Annotated in this window: 14 protein-coding genes and 3 rRNA genes; 3 read left to right on the top strand and 14 right to left on the bottom strand. The window is 65.4% G+C overall.

Annotation, left to right across the window (positions count from 1 at the left end; translation table 11 throughout):
* Positions 1-45 precede the first annotated feature (45 nt).
* From recN to BN3385_RS18625, 11 genes are all read right to left on the bottom strand, one after another.
* Positions 46-1,806: a DNA repair protein RecN gene (gene recN, locus BN3385_RS18680; RefSeq protein ID WP_059018884.1), complete on the bottom strand. Its 1,761-nt coding sequence runs from the start codon at positions 1,804-1,806 to the stop codon at positions 46-48.
* Between the two features lie 3 nt (positions 1,807-1,809).
* Positions 1,810-2,691, bottom strand: coding sequence for an NAD kinase (locus BN3385_RS18675; protein ID WP_059018882.1), 882 nt, complete (start codon positions 2,689-2,691; stop codon positions 1,810-1,812).
* Complete coding sequence (locus BN3385_RS18670; RefSeq protein ID WP_059018879.1) at positions 2,688-3,497, bottom strand: TlyA family RNA methyltransferase; 810 nt, start codon at positions 3,495-3,497, stop codon at positions 2,688-2,690. Before BN3385_RS18670 ends, BN3385_RS18675 begins: the two co-directional genes overlap by 4 nt.
* Positions 3,498-3,504: 7 nt before the next feature.
* Positions 3,505-3,681 (bottom strand): hypothetical protein, encoded by a 177-nt coding sequence (locus tag BN3385_RS28695; protein WP_197415237.1) that lies wholly within the window; start codon positions 3,679-3,681, stop codon positions 3,505-3,507.
* Between the two features lie 8 nt (positions 3,682-3,689).
* Entirely contained in the window at positions 3,690-4,712 is a 1,023-nt protein-coding gene (locus BN3385_RS18660) for an HAD-IIA family hydrolase (protein ID WP_059018875.1), read from the bottom strand.
* A 1-nt stretch (position 4,713) separates the two neighbouring features.
* Positions 4,714-5,550, bottom strand: coding sequence for a tetratricopeptide repeat protein (locus BN3385_RS18655; protein ID WP_082690542.1), 837 nt, complete (start codon positions 5,548-5,550; stop codon positions 4,714-4,716).
* Positions 5,551-5,672: 122 nt separating this feature from the next.
* Positions 5,673-5,786 (bottom strand): 5S ribosomal RNA (gene rrf / locus BN3385_RS18650).
* 141 nt (positions 5,787-5,927) lie between these two features.
* Positions 5,928-9,047 (bottom strand): 23S ribosomal RNA (locus tag BN3385_RS18645).
* 374 nt (positions 9,048-9,421) lie between these two features.
* A 16S ribosomal RNA gene (locus BN3385_RS18635) occupies positions 9,422-10,942 on the bottom strand.
* The 16S, 23S and 5S rRNA genes sit together here, the layout of an rRNA operon.
* A 387-nt stretch (positions 10,943-11,329) precedes the next feature.
* Positions 11,330-12,601, bottom strand: coding sequence for a tyrosine--tRNA ligase (tyrS, locus tag BN3385_RS18630; RefSeq protein WP_059018872.1), 1,272 nt, complete (start codon positions 12,599-12,601; stop codon positions 11,330-11,332).
* A gap of 27 nt (positions 12,602-12,628) precedes the next feature.
* Positions 12,629-13,240, bottom strand: a complete 612-nt coding sequence (locus BN3385_RS18625; protein WP_059018870.1) for a DNA-3-methyladenine glycosylase — start codon at positions 13,238-13,240, stop codon at positions 12,629-12,631.
* Between the two features lie 59 nt (positions 13,241-13,299).
* On the opposite strand from BN3385_RS18625, the gene BN3385_RS18620 reads away from it, so the two are divergent.
* The 3 genes from BN3385_RS18620 to BN3385_RS18610 are packed head-to-tail and all read left to right on the top strand — an operon-like array spanning position 13,300 to position 15,403.
* Positions 13,300-14,064, top strand: coding sequence for an ABC transporter ATP-binding protein (locus BN3385_RS18620; protein ID WP_059018868.1), 765 nt, complete (start codon positions 13,300-13,302; stop codon positions 14,062-14,064).
* The gene (locus tag BN3385_RS18615) at positions 13,998-14,816 is read left to right on the top strand and encodes an ABC transporter permease (RefSeq protein ID WP_082690541.1); all 819 of its coding nucleotides are present in this window, start codon (positions 13,998-14,000) and stop codon (positions 14,814-14,816) included. The genes BN3385_RS18620 and BN3385_RS18615 overlap by 67 nt, the downstream gene beginning before the upstream one ends.
* Positions 14,813-15,403, top strand: coding sequence for a TetR/AcrR family transcriptional regulator (locus BN3385_RS18610; protein ID WP_231748763.1), 591 nt, complete (start codon positions 14,813-14,815; stop codon positions 15,401-15,403). The genes BN3385_RS18615 and BN3385_RS18610 overlap by 4 nt, the downstream gene beginning before the upstream one ends.
* A gap of 25 nt (positions 15,404-15,428) precedes the next feature.
* On the opposite strand, the gene BN3385_RS18605 is transcribed toward BN3385_RS18610, so the two are convergent.
* From BN3385_RS18605 to BN3385_RS18595, 3 genes are all read right to left on the bottom strand, one after another.
* Positions 15,429-15,629 carry a Trm112 family protein gene (locus tag BN3385_RS18605; protein WP_059018865.1) on the bottom strand — a complete coding sequence of 67 codons (201 nt, stop codon included), beginning with the start codon at positions 15,627-15,629 and terminating at the stop codon, positions 15,429-15,431.
* 4 nt (positions 15,630-15,633) lie between these two features.
* Positions 15,634-16,149 carry a hypothetical protein gene (locus BN3385_RS18600; RefSeq protein ID WP_059018863.1) on the bottom strand — a complete coding sequence of 172 codons (516 nt, stop codon included), beginning with the start codon at positions 16,147-16,149 and terminating at the stop codon, positions 15,634-15,636.
* Positions 16,150-16,220: 71 nt separating this feature from the next.
* Positions 16,221-19,226: an acyl-CoA synthetase gene (locus BN3385_RS18595; protein ID WP_156432800.1), complete on the bottom strand. Its 3,006-nt coding sequence runs from the start codon at positions 19,224-19,226 to the stop codon at positions 16,221-16,223.
* Positions 19,227-19,268: the final 42 nt, after the last annotated feature.

Genomic DNA, 19,268 nt, shown 5'->3' with positions numbered 1-19,268 from the left:
TAACACCAGCCCCACAAGTCACATTCTGTCACAGAAGTAACACGGTTATGTTGCGGCGCGATCCTCCTGGGCAGCGGCCCACAGCTCGCGGGCATGCGCCCGCCCGGTGTCGGACTCCCCCAGCCCGGCCAGCATCCGAGCCAGCTCCGCCACCCGCTGCTCGTCATCGAGACGCCGCACCTCACTGGCCCCGTTTCGGCCGGACTCGACCACCAGATGCGTGTCGGCGTAGGCGGCGACCTGCGGCAGGTGCGTGACGACGATGACCTGGTGGCTGCGCGCCAACCGGGCCAGCCGGCGGCCGATCTGGACGGCAGCCCGCCCACCCACGCCCGCGTCCACCTCGTCGAACACCATCGTGGTTCCCTCGGCCGAGGCGGCCAGCACCACTTCCAGCGCCAGCATCACCCGGGACAGCTCACCGCCGGAGGCACTCTTGTTCAGCGGCAGCACATCGGTACCCCGATGCGCAGTGAAGCCGAACTCGACCAGGTCGACGCCCTCACCGCCAGCGTGCACCAGCTCCCCGGAGGGCAGTCGCAGCGGTGCGCTGTCGTCATCTCGGGCGGGCATGGTCGACACCGCAATGGTGAAGTCGGCGTCGGCCATCGCCAGTCCGGCCAGTTCGGCGGTGACCGCCTTGGCCAGACCCTTGGCCGCCTTGGCCCTGGCCTTGGACAGCTCGCCTGCCGCGGCGGCCACCTGGGCGGCCAGTTCCTCGACCCGGCGGGCCAGGCCGCCGAGCGCCTCCTCGGAGACGTCGAGTTGGGCCAGCCGTTCCCGGGATTCCGCCGCCCAGCGCAGCACCCCGTCGACATCGGCGGCGTACTTGCGGGTCAGGCTGCGCAATTCGGCCTGGCGGGCCAGCTTGGTCTCCAACGTGCTGGCGTCGGTGGGCAATTCACCGAGGAAGTCGCCGAGCTCGCGGGCGGCATCTCCCACCACGGTCAGGACTTCGGTGAGCTGACGCGCCAGCGCGGCCAGCGCGGTGTCGTCGGTGGATTCCAGCAGGGCGATGGCCCGGCCCAGAGTGTCGGTGGCCGAGTGGGGTTCGCCGTCGGAGACGTCATCCAGCGATGCCGACAGGGCGGCCCGCGCGCCGGCAGCCGCTTCCCGCAAAGCGTCGAGTTCGGAGAGCCGCCGGATGTCGGCCACCAGCGTCTCGTCCTCGCCCGGCGTCGGATCCACCCCGTCAATCTCGGTCAGGGCGAACTTGAGCCGGTCGGCTTCCTGGGCGAGTTCACGGGCCCGGTTGGTCCGGTCGACGAGGTCTCGGCGCGCGATCTGCCACTCGTTGCGCACCTTCCGGTAGCGCTCGAGCTTGCCCTCGACCCCGGCGAACCGGTCCAGGGCGCCGCGCTGTTCGTCGGGCCGCATCAACCGCAGCTGGTCGTTCTGGCCGTGCAGGGTGAGCAGACCGTTGGTGAAGGTGGTCAGCGACTTGGCCGGCACGCTGCGGCCGCCGAGGTTGGCGCGCGAAGGGCCCTCCCGGCTGACCGAGCGCAGCGCGATGATGCTGCCGTCCTCGTCGCGGTCGGCGCTGGCCGAATCGAGGATCTCGTCGATCTGGGCTGCGGTCACCGGGTCGAGGTCCTCGGTACTGAACCGGCCTTCGACCACGGCCCGCGGCGCGCCCGAGCGCACCCGGGTGGCGTCAGCGCGGGCCCCACCGAGCAGGTGCAGGCCGGTGACCACCATTGTCTTGCCGGTACCGGTTTCACCAGTGAGCACGGTCAGACCCTTGTCGAATTCGGCGGTCGCGGCGCTGATCGCTCCCAGAGCCTGGATTCGGATCTCGGCGAGCATCGCCTACCTCCCGCGCCAGCCGGTGACCGGCAGCCGGAACTTGCGCACCAGACGATCGGTGAACGGCGCACTGTCCAGCCGCACCCACTTCAGCGGTGTGCTGCACTTGGTCACCTCGAGGCGGCCACCCGCCGGCACCCGCATCTCGCGGCGGCCGTCGCACAGCACGAGCGCGTCGTGGCTGTCGGCGTCGATCTCGATGGCGATCACCGCGTGCGGGCTGGTGACCATCGGCCGGGCGAACAGCGCGTGGGCGTTGTTGGGCACCACCAGGATTGCTTCCAGGTCGGGCCACACCACTGGTCCGCCCGCGGAGAACGCGTACGCCGTCGAGCCGGTCGGACTGGACACCAGCACGCCGTCGCAGCCGAAGGACGACACCGGCCTGCCGTCGATCTCGAGGACCACGCCGATGACGCCCAGGCGGGTGCCCTTCTCCAGGCTGGCCTCGTTGAGTGCCCAGCCACGGGAGACGACCTGCCCCTCGACGCGCACGGCGATATCGAGGGTCATCCGCTCCTCGACGCGGTAGGTGCGCGCGATGACATGTTCGAGCACGGTGTCGATGGCCTCGGCTTCGGCCTCGGCGAGAAAGCCGATCCGGCCGAGGTTGACGCCCAGCACCGGAATCTCGGCGTTGCGGGCCAGTTCCGCGGCGCGCAGGAACGTTCCGTCGCCGCCGAGCACCAGCACCAGTTCGCAGCCTTCGGCGGCACTTTCGTCGGCGTCGACCACGTCAACCGAACCACGGTCGACGGCCTCGGCCGACAGCACCCGAAGCCTGATTCCGTTGGCGCTCAACACCTTCTCGACGCGACGCGCGGTGTCGGTAGCTTCGTCCCGGCCAGTATGGACGACGAGCAGGATCTCCCGCTCCTGAGTCATTGCGGTCCTTCCGCGACGGCGCGGCGCACCGCGGCGTCCAGTTCGGTTCCCAGCAGCGCGCGATCGGTCTGGGCGCGCAACCACAAGAAGTATTCGACATTGCCTGACGGCCCGGGCAGCGGGCTGGCCGTCACGTCGACGGTCTGCCAGCCCAGCGCCTCGGCCCGGGCGGCCACGGCCAGCACAGCGGTGGCCCGCAGCTGCGGGTCGGACACCACCCCCCCGGAGCCCACCTGGTCGCGGCCGACCTCGAACTGCGGCTTCACCATGGGGACGATATCGGCGGTGGGTTGCGCGCATGCGGTCAGCGCGGGCAACACGGTGGCCAGGGAGATGAACGACAGGTCAGCGACCACGATGTCCACCTGACCGCCGATCGCCTCCGGCGTCAGGTCGCGCACATTGGTGCGTTCGATCACCCGCACCCGCTCATCCGAGCGCAGCGACCAGGCCAGTTGTCCGTACCCGACGTCGACGGCGACCACCTCGGTGGCGCCTCTGTGCAGCAAGACCTCGGTGAATCCGCCGGTCGAGGCCCCCGCGTCCAGGCACCGCCGGCCGGTCACGTCGATGCCGAACGCATCGAGTGCGCCGATCAGCTTGTGCGCCCCGCGCGACACCCACGTCTTCTCGTCATCACCCTCGACGGTGAGATTGGCGGTGATCGACACCGCCGTCGCCGGTTTCACGGCCGGCATCCCGTCGATGCTGACCCGGCCGGCACCGATCAGTTCGGCGGCCTGCTGGCGCGACCGGGCCAGACCACGCCGCACCAGTTCTGCGTCAACCCGGGCACGCCGCGCCACGCCGACCTCAGCCCTTCTCTACCGACTCCAGCGCACGGACCAGGATTTGGTGCGCGTCCTCGAGCCGGCGGCCGACCTCATCAATGTCGACGCCGTCAAGGTCGGCACGGTCAGCGTCGATGCTGGGCACTTCAGCCAGCACGGCATCGACCTCGGCGCGGATCTGTTCGGGATCGGTGTTCATCTCACCGTTCACGCTAGCCGATCAGCCGCCGTCAGCAGTGACCAGCGTTCCAGCGCGGCGCGGGCCGTGTCATCACCCGCGGCGACGGTGATGGCCTCCCCGCCGGGCGAGGCGTCCCACACCGCACGGGCAGTGGCGCGAACGATCGACAGCTCGTCGTCGGTCTCGTTGTCGGCCGCAAAGACCGTGACGATCCCGTCGCCGATCTCGACCCGCCAGGCCGGGTGGGCGGCCACCGCGAGATCGGCCGCCGCACGGTGCAGATCGCGAAGGTCGGCGGCGATATGGGTGGGCCGTTGCGCGACGCTGGCGTGCACCGCGTCGACGGCGTTGTTGACCCCGGTGAGCACCATCAGGCTGGGCAACTGAGCGGCGTTGGCCCCTTCGATGTCGGTGTCGAGCCGGTCGCCCACGACCAGCGGGGCGTTGAAGGTGCCGCGGGCCAACGCATCTCGCATCAGCGCGGGCGCCGGCTTGCCCGCGACCTGGGGCTCGGCGTCGGTGGCGGCCCGCAGGGCGGCCACCATGGATCCGTTACCGGGAAGCAGGCCTCGTTCGGTGGGCAGCGTCCGGTCGACGTTGGCCGCCACCCACAGGGCCCCGGCGCGGATCGCCAGACCCGCCTCGGCGAGGATCGCCCAGTCCGTGGTGGTCGAGTGGCCTTGGACGACGCCTACCGGAGCGTCGTCGAACAGTCGCACCGGCTGCAGACCGACAGCGGTGATCTCCCCGGCGAGTGCGTCAGTGCCGACCACCAGCACCTTCGCCCCGGCGGGCAGCTGCTGAGCAAGCAGACCGGCCGCACTCTGGGCGCTGGTCACCACGTCCTCGGCAGTAGCGGTGAAACCGAGTTCGCGTAGATGCTCGGCCACCTCGTCGGCCGCACGGGAGGCATTGTTGGTGACGAACAGCTTGCGGGTCTGCGCCCGGTCCAGTGCGTCGATAGCACCCTCGGTGGGTTCGTGGCCGCGGAAGACGGTGCCGTCGAGATCCAGCAGCAGGCAATCGTGTTGCTGCGCAAGTGTTGTCACGTCAGGCCAGCTCGCTGACCCGCTCTTCGGCGTCGGTGACGCCGTCGACGTCGGCGGCTGCGGCATGGATGAACCACTGCAGCGCCTCCTCGGAACGCTCAAGAGCCAGCAGTGTCTCGGCGTAGGCGTAGAACAGTCGAGCCGCAGTGGTACCGGTGCGCGACGGGTCCGGCTGCGGACTCGACAGCAGCGCCAGCGCCTGCTCGAGTTGGCCGAGGTCGGATCGGGCGCCGGCCGCGACGATGCGCATCTCGTCGGCATCGTCGCCGGTCAGGGCGGCAGCTTCGGCGCTGCGGGCCAGTTCGATGGCACGCTCGGGACGGCCCACACCGCGTTCGCAGTCGGCGATCAACGGAAGAAGTTGGGACTTACTGCCCATGCGGCGGGCAGCACGGAATTCGGAGAGCGCCTGGGCCCAGTCGCCGCACTGATAGGCCGCAATACCGACGGCTTCGCGCACCGCGGCGATGCGCCCGGAACGCGCTCGGGCCGCCTGCGCATGGGCGAGTGCAGCTTCGGGATCCTCGTCGAGCAGTTCCCCGGCCGCCACCAGATGACGGGCGACAGTGTCAGCGGTGGAGCGGTCCAAAGTCGAAAGCTCGCCGCGGATTTCGGGCGCGAGTTGCTTGGCTTCGATCGACTCCGGGATGCGCGGGCCGCTGGGGCGGGCGGCCTCCTCGGCCTCCGGCTGATGCTGCGGCTGAGCCGGCCGGGCGCGGCCACCGCCGGAGCGGTAGGGAGCTTTGGGTCCTCGACGATCGCGGCCTGCAGCGCCGTTTGCGCCGGCTGGGCGCCGAATCGGACGCCCACCGGAATTGCCTTGCCTGTCGTCAACCACCTGTAAAGGATACGGGCAGCACCAAGAGCGCCACAATTCGGCATTCTTCAATTCGCCCAATGCAATTCATTCGAGAATAGAGAAACGCCCCCCGATTTCTCGGGGGGCGTTTCCTAATGTGTGTTCGGCGGTGTCCTACTTTTCCACCCGGGTTGGGTAGTATCATCGGCGCTGGCAGGCTTAGCTTCCGGGTTCGGGATGGGTCCGGGCGTTTCCCTGCCGCTATGGCCGCCGTAACTCTATTCACTTTTTCAGTGATTCCCCGTGTGTGGGGAGGTGTGTTTTGGTGGTGGGGTGTGGTCGTGTTGTTTGACCGCTGTGGTGTGGTTGCGAGGCATTGTGTGTCAACGTTTCCCCCATTTTGTGGGGTTGTTGGTTGTTGTAAGTTTTCGGCCGGTTAGTGCCAGTTCCCTAACGTATTACTACGGTTGCAGGTCTGGTCTATCGATCCCGTGGTCTGCGGGGGGCCTTATCCCACTTAATGGGTGAGAAGCCTGGTCTTGGAGAAGGTTTCCCGCTTAGATGCTTTCAGCGGTTATCCTGTCCGAACGTGGCTATCCAGCGGTGCCCCTGGTGGGACAACTGGTGGACCAGAGGTTCGTCCGTCCCGGTCCTCTCGTACTAGGGACAGCTTTCCTCAAGCTTCTGACGCGCGCGGCGGATAGAGACCGAACTGTCTCACGACGTTCTAAACCCAGCTCGCGTGCCGCTTTAATGGGCGAACAGCCCAACCCTTGGGACCTGCTCCAGCCCCAGGATGCGACGAGCCGACATCGAGGTGCCAAACCATCCCGTCGATATGGACTCTTGGGGAAGATCAGCCTGTTATCCCCGGGGTACCTTTTATCCGTTGAGCGACACCCCTTCCACTCGGGGGTGCCGGATCACTAGTCCCGACTTTCGTCCCTGCTTGACATGTCCGTCTCGCAGTCAAGCTCCCTTGTGCACTTGCACTCAACACCTGATTGCCGTCCAGGTTGAGGGAACCTTTGGGCGCCTCCGTTACATTTTAGGAGGCAACCGCCCCAGTTAAACTACCCACCAGGCACTGTCCCTGGACCGGATATACGGTCCGAAGTTAGAAGTCCAATACGATCAGAGTGGTATTTCAACAACGACTCCACCCACACTGGCGTGTGAGTTTCACAGTCTCCCACCTATCCTACACAAACCGTATCGAACGCCAATACCAAGCTATAGTGAAGGTCCCGGGGTCTTTTCGTCCTGCCGCGCGTAACGAGCATCTTTACTCGTAGTGCAATTTCGCCGAGTCTATGGTTGAGACAGTTGAGAAGTCGTTACGCCATTCGTGCAGGTCGGAACTTACCCGACAAGGAATTTCGCTACCTTAGGATGGTTATAGTTACCACCGCCGTTTACTGGGGCTTAAATTCTCCGCTTCACCCCGAGGGGTTAACGGGTCCTCTTAACCTTCCAGCACCGGGCAGGCGTCAGTCCGTATACATCGTCTTGCGACTTCGCACGGACCTGTGTTTTTAGTAAACAGTCGCTTCTCACTGGTTTGTGCCACCCCCCACCGCTGCCGGCCGCGAGGGCCATGACAGTAGGAGGTCCCCCTTCTCCCGAAGTTACGGGGGTATTTTGCCGAGTTCCTTAACCATAGTTCACTCGTACGCCTCGGTATTCTCTACCTGACCACCTGTGTCGGTTTGGGGTACGGGCCGTGTGTGTGCTCGCTAGAGGCTTTTCTCGGCAGCTGAGGATCACCGAATTCGCCTCACTCGGCTATGCATCACCTCTCAGGATATGTGCCAGACGGATTTGCCTATCTGACTCCCTACGGGCTTGCCCCAGTATTACCACTGACTGGTACGGCTACCTTCCTGCGTCACCCCATCGCTTGACTACTACCCATCAGGGTCCCGCGCAGCCCCCGTTCCCCGCGTCCCGAAGGACTTGGTGGAACAGGTTTTGGGCGGTTAGCACAATGGATTCATCATTGGGCGCTCACACACGGGTACGGGAATATCAACCCGTTGTCCATCGACTACGCCTGTCGGCCTCGCCTTAGGTCCCGACTCACCCTGGGCGGACTGGCCTGGCCCAGGAACCCTTGGTCTTTCGGCGGGCAAGGTTCTCACTTGCCTTATCGCTACTCATGCCTGCATTCTCACTCCCACACCCTCCACAGCTCCATTACCAGGCTGCTTCACTGGGTGCAGGACGCTCCCCTACCCAACGTATTACTACGTTGCCGCGGCTTCGGCGGTGTGCTTGAGCCCCGCTACATTATCGGCGCACAATCACTTGACCAGTGAGCTATTACGCACTCTTTCAAGGGTGGCTGCTTCTAAGCCAACCTCCTGGTTGTCTCTGCGACTGCACATCCTTTTCCACTTAGCACACGCTTAGGGGCCTTAGCCGGCGATCTGGGCTGTTTCCCTCTCGACGCACGGAGCTTATCCCCCGCCGTCTCACTGCCGCGTTCTTGGACTTACCGGCATTCGGAGTTTGGCTGACGTCAGTAACCCTGTGGGGCCCATCGGCCATCCAGTAGCTCTACCTCCGGTAAGAAACACGCGACGCTGCACCTAAATGCATTTCGGGGAGAACCAGCTATCACGGAGTTTGATTGGCCTTTCACCCCTACCCACAACTCATCCCCTCAGTCTTCAACCTAAGTGGGTTCGGGCCTCCACGCGGTCTTACCCGCGCTTCACCCTGGCCATGGGTAGATCACTCCGCTTCGGGTCCAGAACACACCACTACACCAAGTCCTACGACTTGGATACGCCCTATTCAGACTCGCTTTCGCTACGGCTACCCCACCCGGGTTAACCTCGCGACATGTCCCTGACTCGCAGGCTCATTCTTCAAAAGGCACGCCATCACCCCACGACAAGTCGAGGGCTCTGACGGATTGTAGGCACACGGTTTCAGGTACTCTTTCACTCCCCTCCCGGGGTACTTTTCACCATTCCCTCACGGTACTAATCCGCTATCGGTCACTGGGAAGTATTCAGGCTTACCGGGTGGTCCCGGCAGATTCACAGCAGATTCCACGGGCCCGCTGCTACTCGGGAACTCGCCACTACAGAGAACATGTTTTCGCCTACGGGGCTCTCACCCACTACGGCAGACCATCCCAGGCCACTTCGACTAACACATTCTTTTCTCACTGCAGCCCAGACCGGCAGATCCAGGAAGACAAGCCCCACAACACCGCACACACAACCCCTGCCGGGTATCACATGCATACGGTTTAGCCATCCTCCGCTTTCGCTCGCCACTACTCACGGAATCACAATTGTTTTCTCTTCCTACGGGTACTGAGATGTTTCACTTCCCCGCGTTCCCCCCCAACGCCTATATATTCAGCGTTGGGTGACACGACATCACTCGTGCCGGGTTTCCCCATTCGGACATCCTCGGATCAACGCTCGGTTGACAGCTCCCCGAGGCATTTCGCAGCCTCCCACGTCCTTCATCGGCTCCCAGTGCCAAGGCATCCACCATGCGCCCTTAAACACTTACAAACACAAAACCAAAAAATGAGATTAGGAAAAATTGCACATCAACACACAACAGACCCAAAAGCCTCCTGCGTGCTAGATGCTCGCAACCACTATCCACAAATCAAACACCACACCCCACCACCAAAGATGGAGCAACAACACGCCTCCCGAACCGCAGTCCAGGAACAACGGGCTTGTTGTCTCAAAGCCCAACAGTGTGTTTGGCAGCACCAAAAACCGCTCAAGGAAACCCTCAAGGCCCCGGTCCTGGTTACTTTGCTTGTCGTGCACCAGACCCCCACCCACTACAGGTGCGGGGCCATCCAACGAATCCGTTCGGGACACCGGAGAATCCGCGCTCTGCGGGCCGGCCCAAACATCGTGGTGCTCCTTAGAAAGGAGGTGATCCAGCCGCACCTTCCGGTACGGCTACCTTGTTACGACTTCGTCCCAATCGCCGATCCCACCTTCGACGGCTCCCTCCCTTACGGGTTAGGCCACCGGCTTCGGGTGTTACCGACTTTCATGACGTGACGGGCGGTGTGTACAAGGCCCGGGAACGTATTCACCGCAGCGTTGCTGATCTGCGATTACTAGCGACTCCGACTTCACGGGGTCGAGTTGCAGACCCCGATCCGAACTGAGACCGGCTTTGAAAGGATTCGCTCCACCTCACGGCATCGCAGCCCTTTGTACCGGCCATTGTAGCATGTGTGAAGCCCTGGACATAAGGGGCATGATGACTTGACGTCATCCCCACCTTCCTCCGAGTTGACCCCGGCAGTCTCTCACGAGTCCCCACCATAACGTGCTGGCAACATGAGACAAGGGTTGCGCTCGTTGCGGGACTTAACCCAACATCTCACGACACGAGCTGACGACAGCCATGCACCACCTGCACACAGGCCACAAGGGAACCGACATCTCTGCCGGCGTCCTGTGCATGTCAAACCCAGGTAAGGTTCTTCGCGTTGCATCGAATTAATCCACATGCTCCGCCGCTTGTGCGGGCCCCCGTCAATTCCTTTGAGTTTTAGCCTTGCGGCCGTACTCCCCAGGCGGGGTACTTAATGCGTTAGCTACGGCACGGATCCCAAGGAAGGAAACCCACACCTAGTACCCACCGTTTACGGCGTGGACTACCAGGGTATCTAATCCTGTTCGCTCCCCACGCTTTCGCTCCTCAGCGTCAGTTACTGCCCAGAGACCCGCCTTCGCCACCGGTGTTCCTCCTGATATCTGCGCATTCCACCGCTACACCAGGAATTCCAGTCTCCCCTGCAGTACTCAAGTCTGCCCGTATCGCCCGCACGCCCACAGTTAAGCTGTGGGTTTTCACGAACAACGCGACAAACCACCTACGAGCTCTTTACGCCCAGTAATTCCGGACAACGCTCGGACCCTACGTATTACCGCGGCTGCTGGCACGTAGTTGGCCGGTCCTTCTTCTATAGGTACCGTCACTTGCGCTTCGTCCCTATTGAAAGAGGTTTACAACCCGAAGGCCGTCATCCCTCACGCGGCGTCGCTGCATCAGGCTTGCGCCCATTGTGCAATATTCCCCACTGCTGCCTCCCGTAGGAGTCTGGGCCGTATCTCAGTCCCAGTGTGGCCGGTCACCCTCTCAGGCCGGCTACCCGTCGTCGCCTTGGTAGGCCATCACCCCACCAACAAGCTGATAGGCCGCGGGCCCATCCCACACCGCAAAAGCTTTCCCCCACCAGGCCATGCGACCAGCAGGGTGTATTCGGTATTAGACCCAGTTTCCCAGGCTTATCCCAAAGTGCAGGGCAGATCACCCACGTGTTACTCACCCGTTCGCCACTCGTGTACCCCGAAGGGCCTTACCGTTCGACTTGCATGTGTTAAGCACGCCGCCAGCGTTCGTCCTGAGCCAGGATCAAACTCTCCAAACAAAAACCCCTCGACAAACGAGGCGAATTCCAATCAGAGAAAATCTGACCTAACAAAAACGACACCAAAACTGGCATCAAAAACAGCCACACCCCAACACGGGGGTATCAGAGCATGGCAAAAAACAACAAACAAAAACCACCAAACACACTATTGAGTTCTCAAACAACACACCTCGGCACCTTCACCGGCCGCGCAACAAACCCGCGGCTTTCGCCGCGTGCGGTGTGCGGACAGTCGGAACAACCCGGAATCCGGGAGTATTCCTCGAGGATGCCGTCGCGCTCTTCGGGCTGACCCGCGTCGCGGCGACGTGGATTAAGTTACGTGAGTGCTAACTGGGAGTCAAATCGCCTGCTAGATCGGCGTTTCGAACCCGCACTGAAGGCTCAAACCCGCTGCACCCCAGCGATATTCCGCTTCCCGCGGCGCAGCACCAACCAGCTGCCGTGCAGGAAGTGGGACGGTTGTGCCACCCAGTCGTCGCTGGCGATCTTCTCGTTGTTCACCGACACCCCGCCCTCGGCGATGGTGCGCTTGGCTTCCTTCTTGCTGGCCGACAACCCCGTGGCGACCAGAAGGTCGACGATTCCGTCCGGCGCCCCTGGTTCGAGCGTGGCCACCGAGGTTTCCCGCAGCGCCGCGGCCAGAGTCGCTTCGTCCAGCCGCGACAGTTCGCCACGGCCGAACAACGCCTGCGACGCGTGCTCAACCGCCTCGGTCGCGGCTTCACCGTGCACCAATGTCGTGAGTTCCTGGGCCAGCCGGCGCTGCGCTGCCCGCTCGTGCGGACGCTCGGCGGTGGCCACTTCCAGCTCCGCCAGCTCGTCGGCGGTCAAGAACGTGAACCAGCGCAGATACCGGATCACGTCGGCATCCGCGGTGTTCACGAAGTACTGGTACCAGGCGTAGGGGCTGGTCATTTCGGGGTCCAGCCACAGGCTGCCCCCGCCGGTGGACTTGCCGAACTTGGCCCCGTCGGCAGATGTGACCAACGGCACGGTCATCGCATGTACGGCCGCGCCGAGCTTCTGGCGGACCAGTCGCACGCCGGCGATGATGTTGCCCCACTGATCGGATCCGCCGATCTGCAGCGAGCAGCCGTACCGCTGGTGCAACTCCACGTAGTCGTTGGCCTGCAGCAGCATGTAGCTGAACTCGGTGTAGGAGATGCCGTCACCGTCCAGCCGACGCCGGATGGTGTCGCGGTCGAGCATCACGTTCACCGAGAAGTGCTTGCCGATATCGCGCAGGAACTCGATCGCGCTCAGTTGGCCGGTCCAGTTCAGGTTGTTCTCCACGACCGCGCCCGTGGGCGAATTGTCGAAGTCGACGAACCGTTCGAGCTGACCGCGAATGCGGTCCGACCACTCGGCCACGGTGTCGGTGGTGTTCATGGTTCGTTCGCCGACGTCGCGAGGATCACCGATCAACCCGGTGGCACCGCCGGCCAGCACGATCGGCCGGTGACCGGCCCGTTGAAAACGCTGCAGTGTGAGCAACGGAACAAGATGTCCCGCATGAAGGCTGGGCCCGGTCGGGTCGAATCCCGCGTACACCGTCATTGGAGGCTGCGCCGCGGCGGCGGCGAGCGCGTCGAGATCGGTGGACTGTGCGATCAGTTCCCGCCAACCCAACTCGTCGAGGATCGTCGTGCTCATGGGTTGATCTTCCCGTATCGGATCGGCTCAGTCGCTCGCGCCCGGCCGTGGGGCACGCGGACTGCGCCGGTAGGCCGACACTTCCGGCCGCCCGGCCAGCCAGAACCGCCAGGCCCGGTCGGCGGCCTGACTGACCCCGACCCGCGGCCCGCAGCTGTCCGGACCGTGGTCGCCGAGCTGCACGGTAACCGGCGAGCGGGCGTCGAACACGTCGAGCCCGTTGTCGTCCATCACGATCCCCAGCGCGGAGCACAGATTCCCGGGGCCGCGCGCCCATGCGAGCGGGCGCACGTCCGGACCCCGCCTGGCCTGAGCGGCGTCGAGACCCGATTCGATGGCCGCCGCCCGCAACAGGACCGCGGCGGCGACACCGTCCGGTCCGCACGACACATTGGCGCAGACGTGGATCCCGTGGCTGCGATAGGTATAGAGCCGCCCGGGCGGACCGAACATCACGCTGTTTCGGACCGTTGGCCCGCGATAGGAATGCGCGGCGGCGTCCGGCCACGGCCCATCCGGTGGTCCGCCGTAGGCCTCGACCTCGACGATCAGCGCGCTGACCCCGCGGCAGCTGATCACCCCACCGAGCAGCCGCCGGGCAGCCGTCACCGGATCGGTGGTCAGCAGTTCGGCCGTCACGTCAGGGATTGTGCCCCGTTTCGTTGACAGCCCGACATCCCCGGCGCATTATTCATCGTGTGATGAGTTCATCGGCTGATGAATTAATTCCCGACGCCGCCGACGGCGCAGTGCACGTCCGGCATCTGCGGGTGGTGCGCGGCAAGCGGGTGGCCCTGCACGACTTCTCGGTCGACATCGCCCGCGGCACGGTCACCGGACTGCTCGGCCCGTCCGGTTGCGGCAAGACCACCCTGATCCGCAGCATCGTCGGAACCCAGATCGTCGCGTCGGGCACCGTAACCGTGCTCGGGCACCCGGCGGGCTCTCCCCCGCTGCGACGCCGCGTCGGCTACGTCACCCAGGACCCGACCATCTACAACGACCTCAAAATCATCGACAATGTGCGCTATTTCGCCGCGCTCTACGGCGTGCACGCCTCGGCCGCCGACGAGGCCGTTGACAGTGTCGGCTTGCGCGACCATGCCAACGCCTACTGCGGCAACCTCTCCGGCGGACAGCGCGCCCGGGTCTCGCTGGCCTGCGCGCTGGTCTGCCGCCCCGACCTGCTGGTCCTCGACGAGCCGACCGTCGGCCTGGACCCCGTACTCCGCGCCGACCTGTGGGCGCAGTTCCACGCCCTGGCCCGGCGCGGCACCACGCTGCTGGTGTCGAGCCACGTCATGGACGAGGCAGAGCACTGCGCCGACCTGTTGCTCATGCGCGAAGGCCGGCTCCTGGCCCACACCACCCCCGCCCGGCTACGAGAGGACACCGGATGTACGTCACTGGAGGAAGCGTTCCTGTCCGTCATCCGGCGCACCACCGCCACGCCAGCCGGCTGAGCCCCCGCGCCTACCTGGCGACAACGACCCGCATCCTGCGCCAACTGCGCTCCGATCACCGCAGCATCGCGATGATCCTGGTGGTGCCCAGCGCGGTCATCACACTGATGTACTTCATGTTCGCCGACGTGCCGACCCGGCCGGGTGCCGTCTCGCCGTTCCACAACGCGTGCCTGATCCTGCTGGGACTGTTCCCGCTGTTCGTGATGTTCCTCATCACCTCGATCACCATGCAGCGCGAACGGGCCTCGGGAACGTTGGAACGGATCCTGACCACACCGCTGCGCCGCCTCGACCTGCTGGCCGCCTACGGCACCGCGTTCTCCATCGCCGCCGCCGCGCAGGCGGTCCTGGCGTGCGTGGTGTCGTTCTGGCTGCTCGGCTTCCAGACCGAAGGCAGCCCGCTGTGGGTGTTCGTCATCGCGGTGATCAACGCCGTCCTCGGCGTGGGACTGGGCCTGCTGGCCAGCGCCTTCGCCCGCACCGAGTTCCAGGCCGTGCAGTTCATGCCGGTGGTGATCGTCCCCCAGCTGCTGCTGGCCGGGATCATCGTGCCCCGCTCGCTGATGCCGACCTGGCTGGAGTGGATCAGCAATGCGATGCCGGCCAGCTATGCCTTGGAGGCGTTGCAGCAGGTCAGCGCCCATGCCGAGCTGACCGGTACCGCGGTGCGCGACATGCTCGTGGTGCTCGGCTTCGCCGTGGTGGCCCTGGCATTGGCGGCCGCGACGCTGCGGCGGCGGACCCCGTGAGACGTCCCGGCCGCCCGCCGGGTAACTCCGACACCCGCGAACGCATCCTGGCCAACGCCCGGGAGATGTTCGCGCGCAACGGAATTGACAAAACCTCCATTCGCGCCATCGCGGCCGCAGCCGGGGTGGACTCGGCGCTGGTGCATCACTATTTCGGCACCAAGCAGCAGCTGTTCGCCGCGGCGATTCGGATGCCCATCGACCCGACCGTGATCATCGACCGGATGCGGCAGACGCCGGTGGAGGAACTCGGCCACACGCTGCCGGCCATGCTCGTCGCACTGTGGGACTCCGAGATGGGTGCGGCCCTGGTGGCCACCATGCGGTCGATCCTCGGCGGTGCCGACGTCAGCCTCATCCGCACCTTCATCGAGGACATCATCACCGCCGAGATCGCGCCACGGGTGGACAGCCCGCCGGGCACCGGCCAGCTGCGGGTGCAGTTCGTGGCGAGCCAGATGCTGGGTGTCGCGATCGCCCGCTACATCGTCGGCGTCGAGCCGTTCGCTTCGCTACCGCCAGACCAGATCGCCGAGGTCCTCGGGCCGACCCTGCAGCGCTATCTCACCGGCGACCTGCCGTTGTGACCGAAAGACGTTGCGCCAGAAGCGGTTACGTTCCGGCGAGTGCCACCAGGCGCTCGTGCTCTTCGGGGCTGACCTCGACGGCCTCGTCGACCAGCAATACCGGGATGCCGTCCTCGATGCGGTAGGCCTTATGAAGACGTGGGTTGTAGAGCAACCCGTCGACCGACAGCAGCGGACCGCGGTCAGCGGGGCACACCAGAATGCTGAGAAGCTTCTCGTCGAGCACGCGTTTACTGCCCCGGGATGTTCGGGTTGCCGTCCGAGGGCATCTGGCCGGCGCCCATCACCGCATTGTTCTGCTGTGCCTGCTGCGCCTGCTGCAGGATCTGCATCTGGGCCTGGATCTTCTGCTGGTAACCGAGGGTGTCCTGGAGCGCCTGGATCAGCGGTTTCTGATTCGGGCGGTACTGCAGGGCGTCCTGGATCTCGGCGACATTGGTCTTCGAGGGCTTGATGCCCTGGGCGCGCAGCTTCATCACCGATTTGATCAGGTTGGACAGCTGACCGCCGCCGGCACCCTGGTCATACTCCTGGTCGATAAAGAGCAGCAACTGGTCGGCGTTCTGGAACTGCGGGACGCCGTTGGCATCCGCTGTCGCCGGCGCCGTGGGGGTGGCCGGTGCTGTGGTCGGATCAGCCAGCGCCTGCTGCGTACCCACGCCGACCAGCAGCCCCGCGGTCAGGGCACCGATCGCCGCGCCGAGGACGGCGCGACGCCAGTGACGTGAAACTGTCTGGGTTGTCATGCATTCCTCCGACGCGTGGCGATCTGGGACTCCCGGCGAGCCTAACAGTGCGGCACGACCTGGGCAGAAGCTCAGTTCTGGCTTCCCGCCAGCTGCGCCCGAACCGCGGCCGTGAACCGCTTGTACTTTCCCGTATCGGCGTCCAGGTACCAGCTGTTACGGCTGGCCTTGGGAAGTCCGGCCGCCCGCAGCGACGTCACCGTCGGCCGGTAGGTGGCGGTCAGCGGCAGCTCGGGCACGACGTGGATGACGTCGGGAGCCAGCCCGACGGGCATCCCCGTCACCGCCTCGGTGAGGTCAGCGGCGGTGACGCTGGCACCGGGCCGCAGGGTGACGGCGGTGACGGCCAGGGTGCCGCCGGGTGCGTCAACGCCGTAGGTCGCGGCCAGATCGATCGCCGGGATGCGGCCGACCGCCTCGGTGCACGGCTCCGGGAACACCACCCCGCGCCGGGTGCGGATCAGCAGATTGCGGTTGCCGAGCAGCCAGAAGTCACCGTCGGCGTCGCGCCGGAACACGTATTCGGTGGAGATCCAGGTGTCGCTGGGGGCGAACACCCCGCGCTTCACCGAGGCCGTCGGGTCGATCGGACCCCACGGCCGCGCCAGCAGCAGACCGACCTGGTTGGGCTCGGCGATCTGCACGAAGCCGCGCTCGTCCTCGAGGATCAGGTCATCGTCGGCGTCGTAGGCAGCCAGCTCCACCTCACCGCCACCGGGCAGCGGGCGGCCCTTGCTACCGACCTTCGCGCCCGCGACGTTGGCCAGCACGGCCTGCCCGTCGGTGGTGGCGAAGAACTCCACGATGTTGGCGGGTGTGAACGCATCGACCACGCGCTGCCACAAACCGGTCGGCATACCGGAGCCGATGAACAGCCGCACCGGGTGGTTGGGCGACAACGTGAAGGCCGGGTCATCCACGACGTCACGCAGCATCGCCCAGGTGTAGGACACCACCGTCACGCCGTACTGGCGGATCTCGGCGGAGAACCGTTCCGGCTGCAGGCTGCGCGACAGGGCGATGCGCGCCCCGCCGACGACCGCGCCACCCAGGCTGACCAGCAGACCGGACTGGTGGTGTAGCGGGGTCAGGCAGTACACCGTGTCGCTGCGGCCCAGGACGGCCGCCGAGGCGGTGCCGAACGCCGACAACGCCCAGCGGTAGTTGGTGATCTGCTTGGGCACCAGCCCGCCGCCGACGGTGCTGAACGCCACGAACGCCAGATCGCGGGCGAACCCGGGGTTGGGGCGGTACCAGCCCGGCAGCGCCACCGCGTCGGGGTCGATCTTCTCCATGTCGATGACGCCGCTGTCCCCGGGCAGGTTGAGGTCGCGTGCCTCACCGCCGCCGAGCACCAGGATCTGGACGGGCAGCTTGCGGGCGGCCTCGAGGTTGCCCGGGTCGGTGATGACTTCGGTGACTCCGCCGAGACGGACGGCCTCGGCGAGGTCCGCGTCCGGGGGCATCAGGACGGCGACGGCACCGAGCCGGGACAGTGCGGCGATCGCCACCAGTGCCGACGGCCGGGTGTCCATCAGAACCCCGACGCGCACGCCTTGGCGCACCCCGACGGCGATCAGGCCGCGCACCACGTTGTTGATACGCCGGTTGACCGCCTGATAGGTGTGCACGCGCCCGTCGAACAGCAGGAACTCGCCGTTGGGTGCACCGTCGGCCTGTTCGTCGATGATGCGGCCCAGTGAAATGCGGGTGTGGTCATTGATCTGGCCCAGGCGCACCAGGCGAGGCAGGGTGCGCGCGGTTTCCACGGCCAGCGTGCGCATCGACTTGTTGGTGGTGACGACGGCGTCGGCGACGCCGCGGACCAGTGAGGCCGCCAGACCCGAGGCCTCGGCCACGCCGTGCATGATCCGCGAACTGAGCGCCACCCCGGAGTCCTCGGGCTCGGCGCTGCTGTCCTCCATCGGCGAGATGGCCGCGGGACGGGCGTCGCGGCCCGACAGCCACAGCACCCAGTCCGCCACCGTCGGCCACGTCGCGGTGGCCGCCTTGGATCCCACCACCAGGCCGAAGTGGCCGGCCCGGATCATCACCTCGTAGACGTCGGCACTGGGCGCGGCACGCTTGATACCGCGCACCGACGCCGGCTGGCCGATGTCGTCGACCTCACCGACGAACGCCAGCACCGGGCAGGTGATGTCGGAGAGCGTCACCAGTTGCTCGTTGATGACGAAGCCACCGGTCATCATCCGGTTGTGGGCGATGAACTGCTTGAGCAGTTCGGAGACGGCGGGACCCGACCACGCGATCCAGCCCTCGCTGTCGAGGAAGCGGCGCTGCTGCTCGCGGGGCAGCAACGCGTCACGGTCATGCAACTGGCGCACGAAATCGATCCGGGCCTTGGCCGTCTTCAGCGGATCGAGCATCTGAAAACCGGTGCGCGCCAACCATCCTGGGATGTCGATGCGGTTGAAGACATGGTCTGCCATGAAGTCGGCGGCCACCGCGCCGAAATTGGCGGGGATCCCCATCGGCAGTGCGGCGAGGGTATCCACCGGCGAGCCGAACGCCACGATGCTGGCGATGTCCTTGGTGTGGCGGTAGGCCGCGGTCTGGTAGCAGAACATGCCGCCCTGGGAGTAGCCGGCCAGATGCACACTCTGGCCGGTGGTCTCCTTGACGGTGTCGATCGCCTCGTTGAGGGCGACGATGTGGTCGGTCAGGGTGCGTTCCATGCCGCCCTCGACCTCGTCGGGCGAGCCGAAGTCGATAACCCACGCGTCGATGCCCGCCGCGTGCAGGATGCCGACGGCGCCGTCCTCCTGGGTGACGTCCCACATGTTGGCCGACATCATCATCGGGTGGACCATCAACACCGGCGGACCCGCGGGCGGCTGGCCCGGGCGGGTGTCCGGCGGGAAGTAGCGCCGCAGCTTGTACATCGACTTGCTCTCGACGATCTGGAACGGTGACGGCACGACACCGGTCTCCAGACCGCCCCAGCGCAAGACCTCGAAGCCGTTCTGGGCGGTCGCCATCAGACGCTCGACAGGCCTGGTGACCGCCGACAAGTTCAGATCCACGAACTGCTCCCCTGTCCACCGTCTCTGCTGCATGCGGCCCCCGACAGCCAGCACATCATGGCACAGCCCAGGTGT

The organism is Mycobacterium sp. M26 (assembly GCF_001494595.1).
GTDB lineage: Bacteria > Actinomycetota > Actinomycetes > Mycobacteriales > Mycobacteriaceae > Mycobacterium.
Note: the sequence above shows the minus strand (reverse complement) of the source record. Positions and strands in the feature narration are given on the sequence as shown.